At 48.9% G+C, this 6,931-nt stretch carries 7 protein-coding genes; 6 read left to right on the forward strand and 1 reads right to left on the reverse strand.

Features of this window, described 5'->3' with window-relative positions; genetic code table 11:
* The first annotated feature begins 14 nt into the window (after positions 1 to 14).
* The 6 genes from DBO31_RS04940 to DBO31_RS04965 all read left to right on the forward strand — a co-directional run bounded on the left by DBO31_RS04940 (position 15) and on the right by DBO31_RS04965 (position 6,457).
* Complete coding sequence (locus DBO31_RS04940; protein ID WP_113855171.1) at positions 15 to 1,124, forward strand: NADH:flavin oxidoreductase; 1,110 nt, start codon at positions 15 to 17, stop codon at positions 1,122 to 1,124.
* A gap of 84 nt (positions 1,125 to 1,208) precedes the next feature.
* Positions 1,209 to 1,943, forward strand: coding sequence for a hypothetical protein (locus DBO31_RS04945; RefSeq protein WP_059076253.1), 735 nt, complete (start codon positions 1,209 to 1,211; stop codon positions 1,941 to 1,943).
* Complete coding sequence (locus tag DBO31_RS04950) at positions 1,936 to 2,361, forward strand: GerW family sporulation protein (protein WP_059076252.1); 426 nt, start codon at positions 1,936 to 1,938, stop codon at positions 2,359 to 2,361. The genes DBO31_RS04945 and DBO31_RS04950 overlap by 8 nt, the downstream gene beginning before the upstream one ends.
* A 117-nt stretch (positions 2,362 to 2,478) precedes the next feature.
* On the forward strand, positions 2,479 to 2,907 hold the full coding sequence (locus DBO31_RS04955; protein ID WP_059076251.1) for an OmpH family outer membrane protein: 429 nt from the start codon (positions 2,479 to 2,481) through the stop codon (positions 2,905 to 2,907).
* 315 nt (positions 2,908 to 3,222) lie between these two features.
* Entirely contained in the window at positions 3,223 to 3,573 is a 351-nt protein-coding gene (locus DBO31_RS04960) for a metal-sensing transcriptional repressor (protein ID WP_150824582.1), read from the forward strand.
* Positions 3,574 to 3,583: 10 nt separating this feature from the next.
* Positions 3,584 to 6,457, forward strand: a complete 2,874-nt coding sequence (locus tag DBO31_RS04965; RefSeq protein WP_150824583.1) for a heavy metal translocating P-type ATPase — start codon at positions 3,584 to 3,586, stop codon at positions 6,455 to 6,457.
* 142 nt (positions 6,458 to 6,599) lie between these two features.
* Here DBO31_RS04965 and DBO31_RS04970 read toward each other — a convergent pair.
* Positions 6,600 to 6,931: DUF1294 domain-containing protein (locus DBO31_RS04970; RefSeq protein ID WP_234995398.1), on the reverse strand; the 332-nt coding region annotated here is incomplete at its 5' end.

Consider the following 6,931-nt stretch of genomic DNA (forward strand, 5'->3'; position numbering starts at 1 on the left):
AAGGAGAGATTTTCATGTTATTTGATGCGTGTACCATAGGCGGCATCCATGCAGCCTGCCGTATTGTCCGTTCTGCAACGTTTGAAGGTATGGCTGATGCAGAAGGGCATCCGACAGATAAGCTCTGCCACATGTATGAAACACTGGCAGAAGGGGGAACGGGAATCATCATTACCGGCATGATTGCTGCTTCCAGACTGGAACCGCACCAGCATCACCAGATACTGCTCGATGACGATAGTTGTATCGCCCCCCTGGCAGCCATCACCCAGGCAGTCCACGCCAAAGGCGGAAAAATCATTGCCCAGATTGTCATCATGGGTTCGGCCATTATGGTTCCCGAAGGAGAAGACCGTATTATCGTAAGTCCAAGCGGTGTCCCTGATAAAATCGGCCGGACACTGCAGGAATCCCAGGCGCTGACAAAAGAGCAGATCCAGCGTCTCGTCGAAGACGTAGGACAGGCGGCGCTGCGTGCCCGCAAAGCCGGATTTGACGGCGTCCAGTTCCATGGAGCCCACGGCTATCTGGCCAGCAAATTCCTGACTCCTTATTATAATCAGCGCAGTGATGAATACGGTGGCGACCTCATGGGCCGTGCCCGTTTCCTCCGTCAGTGTATTGCTTCCATCAAACAGACCGCTGGCAGCGATTTTCCTGTATGGGTCAAATTGAACTGCGCCGATTTCATGAAAGAAGGCGGTATGACCGCAGAAGAAAGCCTGCAGGTCATGCACTGGCTGGCTGACGACGGCATTTCGGCCATTGAAATCAGTGGCGGCAATACATCCTCCCTGCCCCGCAAAGGCCCGATCCGCGCAATCCGGCGCACGAAAGAGCCCATGTACTTTGCCCCGTATGCAGAAAAAGCAGCCAAAGAACTGCAGGGCCAGACCGATATCGGTGTCGTCGGCGGCTGGAGAAGTGCCGCTGAGATGGAAGAATTCCTCAATACCGCGCCTGTATCGTTTATATCCATGTGCCGCCCGCTCCTCCGCCAGCCGGATCTGCCAAACAGATGGCGCCGCGGTGATACGGAACCGGCAACTTGTATTTCCTGCAGCCGCTGTTTCGGGGATACTGATGTAGATTGTATTTTCCATGATACAGCGGAAGAAGACTGACGTAAAAAGGAAATATCCGTATTGCGGCGAATATTCTAAGTATGACAAGGAATAGCGGCATCTGCCGGGAGAGGAGAGAATATCATGCTGATACTGTTGAGCCTGCTGGCCTTTATCGCTATGCTGTGTTCCTTCTTTCTCTTCCTGCCGCTTACGTATAGTCTGAGTGCAGATATTCAATCCCCATTTCACATCCGGACGGTCCTTTCCTTTCTGAATCACGGATTGTATTACGAGTGGGATTACGTTTTCGGTCAGAAACCAACGAAACTCTGCTATATAGGCTGGCATAAGGAACCCCTATCCGGTAGAGGACAGCCACCCGGTATTGTTCCTGACAAAAAAGACCCAGAAGAGCCAGACAAAGAAGAAGAGGACCCGCTGTCTGAAAACACAATCCGGGATGCCCTGCAGGGTGCAGACTCCCCGGAACCAGATGATGTCTGTGCCGCGTCCGATACATTCTGGTGGAAAGACTATGTATGGTCTGAAGACTTTCTTTCATCATGCCTGTCTTTCTTCCTGCGTCTTTTGCATCACAGCCGCATCCGCACCGTGCAGACGACAGGGACGTTAGGCCTTTCTCAGCCGCATCAGACGGGTATACTGTCCGGTTTCCTCTACATGCTCCTGCCACAAGCTGCGCAGGATTTGCAATTCGATTTCCTGAATGAAATATACGACTGCCACATACAAATAGCAGGACGCATCTATCCCGGTGTCATTGTGCTGTATGCCCTTTCCTTCATCGTTTCCCCGCCAGTCCGCCGGCTGCTTTGGGCCGTACGTCAGCACAGAAAGGAATTCGCTCATGGATAAAAATTATATAAAAAATAATTTAGAAACAATCTTTGAAAATTTCCAGAACATGATTAAAGTTGAAACGGTCGTCGGCCAGGCTGTACACATTGGCGATACGATTCTCGTTCCTTTTGTAGACATCACCTTTGGTTTTGGTACAGGAGGCGTGAACGGCAAAGAAGAAACAGGCCGTCAGAGCGGCGGTGGTGGCGGCGGTGCCAAAATGGAACCGACAGCTGTCCTGGTCATCAAAGGTGACCGGGTCGAAATGTTTTCTATCAAAAAAGGCGGATATCAGGCATCGGCCTTTGAAAAGCTGCTGACCATGGCTCCGGAAATTATCGACAAGCTGAAAAAGGATAAATACATCTACATTAAAGATGAAGATGAAACTACAGCCGCAGCTGAACCGGTTCAATCCGATGCAAAACTTTAAACATTTTGTCAATTATAATCACAGTATGGTCACAACCGTTGTACTTTCCGTTCTATTCTGATATAATATCTAAACAGACAGTAACCCTATTATTTTAATATACAGGAGGATCATATAATGAAATTAAGAAAACAACTGGCTTCCCTCGCCGTAGTAGGGATGATGAGCGTCGTCGCTGCTTCTTCCGCTTTTGCTGCCGGCGTTGGCTATGTCAATTTTGATACCCTCGTCCAGGCTCATAAAGATTTCCCGAAAGTAAGCGCCCAGATGCAGTCTGCTATCAAAAACGCCAATCAGGAATTTGCCAAAAAAGCTCCGACTCTGAAAACAGATCAGGAAAAACAGGAATTAGGCCGTCAGCTCGCCCAGAACCTGAGCAAGCTGGAAAACAGCCTCATCGTTCCTATTGAAAAAGATGTCGTCAATAAAGTCGAACAGGTCCGCAAGGATAAGAACCTGGACTGCATCGTAGCCCAGGGCGCCATCATTGCCGGTGCTGACAAAGCGACTGACGAAACCCAAGAAGTTGCTAAACTCCTCAAATAATTAGTATACGGGTAAAGGACCATGCACGACGGCGGAAACCGTCATGTATGGTCCTTTTTAGCTTGTCACGGATGGTCGATAAAAACGCCTTTTAAGGCGTTTTTATTTTTCTTTTTATATTATATATCATAAAATCACGTTTTGCCCGTTACAGCGACGTTTACGGCGTTTTTCTATATTTAAATCATTTAGTTGTATTTTTTTAATCCATATTTCATCTTTTTGAAATAAATTCTTGTTTCCTCTTGACATATACCCCTTGTGGGTATATTATACTCAAAGATACCCGATAGGGGTATATAGGAGGAGAATACGATGGAAGAGAAAAAACAAGAGACAGGATTGACAGACCATCCGGCCGAAACGTGCTGCTGTACCGGTCCCAAACATAAATACCGTGATAAAACCAGTAAGGAATATAAATGCCTTATTTCACGCCTCAACCGGATTGAAGGCCAGGTACGCGGTGTCCGCAATATGGTAGAAAATGACCGTTACTGCGTCGATATCCTGATGCAGGTCAGCGCTATCCAATCGGCTCTCAATTCATTTAATAAAGAATTGCTGGCCCAGCATATTAAAAGCTGTGTCGTTCACGATATCCGTGAAGGAAAGGATGAGGTCGTCGATGAACTCGTCTGTATGCTGCAAAAATTAATGAAGTAGGTGATATGAGATGAAACATGAGAAATATGCCATTACCGGTATGAGCTGCTCGGCCTGCTCCAGCCGGGTCGAAAAAGCCGTTTCCAAACTGGCAGGCATGAAAAAAGCCAGTGTCAATTTACTGACTAATAGTATGCAGGTCGAATATGATGAAGGGACGCTATCCAGCCAGGATATCATCCAGGCCGTCATAGATGCCGGATACGGGGCAACTCTTTCCGGAGGAAATAAAAAAACAGCTGCGGCTCCAGAGCCCAGTCCTTCTGATTTGGCAAAAAAAGATATGGCAGCCATGAAAAAGCGATTGATAGGGTCTATCCTGTTCCTGATTCCCGTCATGTATATCGCCATGCACCATATGCTGCTGGAATGGTTCGGCATCCCCGTTCCGGAATCGTTCCAGGCAATATTCCATGGCGATGAAAACGCCATCACCTTTGCTTTTACCCAATTTCTGCTTATACTGCCCATCATGTATCTCAACAGAAAGTATTATATCAACGGCTTCCGGACCCTGTTCCAGGGCGCACCGAATATGGATACCCTCGTGGGCATGGGTTCTATGGCAGCCGCCGTATATGGTGTCTTTGCCATTTTCCGCATGAGCTGGGGCATGGGCCACGGCGACTGGGCTCTCGTTTCCCAGTACAGCACAAATCTCTATTTTGAATCAGCCGGTATGATCGTTACCCTCATCGATATCGGCAAGTACCTGGAAGCCCGCGCCAAGGGAAAAACCAGTACGGCCATTGAAAAACTGATGGATCTGGCTCCCAAGCAGGCCACGGTGCTCCGCAATGGCAAAGAAGAGGTCATTCCCGTAGAACAACTCGCCGTAGGTGATGAAATGGTCATCCGCCCGGGAGAAAGCATCCCTGCAGACGGCATCATTTCTGAAGGATCGACCAGTATCGATGAAGCCGCCATCACCGGCGAAAGTATCCCTGTAGAAAAACAAAAAGGCGATTCCGTCACCTCTGCTACGATCAATAAAACAGGTTTTATTCACGTCAGGGCCAGTCGTGTCGGAGCGGATACGACAATCAGCCAGATTATCAAGCTGGTTGACGAAGCCAGTGCCAGTAAGGCGCCTATTGCCAAAATGGCTGATAAAATTTCCGGGATTTTCGTTCCTGTCGTCATGACCATCGCCGTTATCACAGGGCTGGTCTGGTACTTCCTGCTCGGTGCCACTGCAGAATTTGCCTTTTCTACGGCCATTTCTGTTCTCGTCATTTCCTGCCCCTGCGCACTGGGACTGGCAACACCGGTCGCCATCATGGTAGGTACTGGTAAAGGAGCCGAAAATGGTATCCTCATCAAATCAGGAGAAGCATTGGAAACGGCCCATACCATCGATACAGTCGTCATGGATAAAACCGGTACCATTACGGAAGGCCGCCCCCGCGTAACTGACATCTGGGTCCGCAAGGGAACAGAAGACCAACTGCTTACGCTGGCAGTCAGCCTGGAGCAGGGGAGTGAACATCCCCTGGCAGAAGCTATTATGAATTATGCCCAGGACCATCATGCCGTTCCCGAAGCGGTAACAAACTTTAAAGCCCTTTTCGGGCGTGGTATTGAAGCTATATGGAATGGCCAGACTTACTATGCTGGCAATACCCGTCTCATGGAAGAAAAGGGTATTGCCACAGAAGAAATCCGACAACGGCTGGATGGACTGGCAGACGCTGGGAAGACACCGCTCATCTTTGCCGACAGTACAGAAGTCATCGGCATCATCGCTGCCGCCGATATGGAAAAAGAAAGCAGCGCCCAGGCGATTTCGCTCTTTGGCAAAATGGGAATCGACGTGGTCATGCTGACCGGGGATAATCAGCGCACAGCTGAAGCCATCCGCAAGCGGCTCCATATTCCTCAGGTAATCGCCGGCGTCCTGCCACAAGATAAAGAACGCCATATTGCAGCTCTCCAGGCACAAGGCCATAAGGTCGCTATGATTGGCGATGGTATCAACGATGCTCCGGCACTGGCCAAAGCAGATTTAGGGATTGCCATAGGGGCTGGCACGGATGTAGCGATTGAAAGCGCCGATGCCGTACTCATGCGCAATGATCTCCTCGACGCCGTAAGCGCCGTCCGCCTCAGCAAAGCTGTCATACGCAATATCAAAGAAAATCTGTTCTGGGCATTCTTCTACAATGCCATCTGCATTCCCCTGGCAGCAGGGGTCCTATATCCGGCCTTTGGCATCCGTCTCAATCCGATGATCGGTGCAGCGGCCATGAGTCTTTCCAGCTTCAGTGTCTGCATGAATGCCCTGCGCCTGCGCTTCTTTAAACCAGATCACCAGACTCACCATGTTTCACGTGAAACAAGGCAATCAGAATCCACCCATACCACTTCGTCAGCCACAACCGATGCACTTACAATACAGCCGTCAACGGCCACTGAAATCATGGAAGAAACCGATCAGACAGTACCTGTTGCAGCGCATCAATATAAACTGACTATCGACGGAATGATGTGCCAGCACTGCGTCCGCACGGTCACCAAAGAACTAGAAGCAATGCCCGGCGTTGCAACGGTTCACGTCGATCTGGACAGCAAAGGTGCCACTGTCACCAGTTCATCTGCCATCCCGGCCGATGACTTTAAAAAAGTCATTACGGCTGCAGGATATACATTACTTTCAGAGAAAGAAGAGGATTCCACTATGAAAACCACATTAAAAATTGAAGGCATGATGTGCCAGCATTGCCAGAAACACGTCCAGGAAGCATTATCCGCTATGAATGGCGTAACCGCCGTATCGGTTGATCTCGATGGCGGCAAAGCCGACGTAGAAGCCACCCGTGACATCTCTACAGAAGAATTTGCCAAAGTCATTGCCGATGCCGGTTATAAACTGGTAACTGCCTGATAGACACCACCGGATTCTGTCGTGTATGGGTGAACTAGTACGGAAATTCCCATAGAAAAGACAAACGGACCTGCCGAAAAAATACCCCAGGTATTTCACGGCAGGTCCGTTGTGTATTACCCTCTAATGCAGGACCGGCAAATCAGAATATGCCCAGCCGGACACAGATTGCGAATTGTATGGCATACAGGGCAAGGATTCCGTATTTAAATTTTGGCCGGTCTTTTTTATAAGTAAAAATATAAATAGCAAAGAAAGCTCCCATCGATCCTCCCAGTACAGCCAGCAGGAGCAGGACCCATTCCGGTATACGGGAAGATCCGCCGTCCTGAAATCGTTTTTCCAATCCAAACAGGGCAAAGGTAAGGATATTCAGTAAAAATAAATACCAGTACACAAAGGTCAGATTAATATTCAGCATATACGAACTCCTTTCTTTCAATCCGCTCATTTCTGTTATTCCTATTGTATCAT

Source organism: Megasphaera sp. DJF_B143, from assembly GCF_900320625.1.
Taxonomy (GTDB): Bacteria; Bacillota; Negativicutes; order Veillonellales; family Megasphaeraceae; genus Megasphaera; species Megasphaera hexanoica.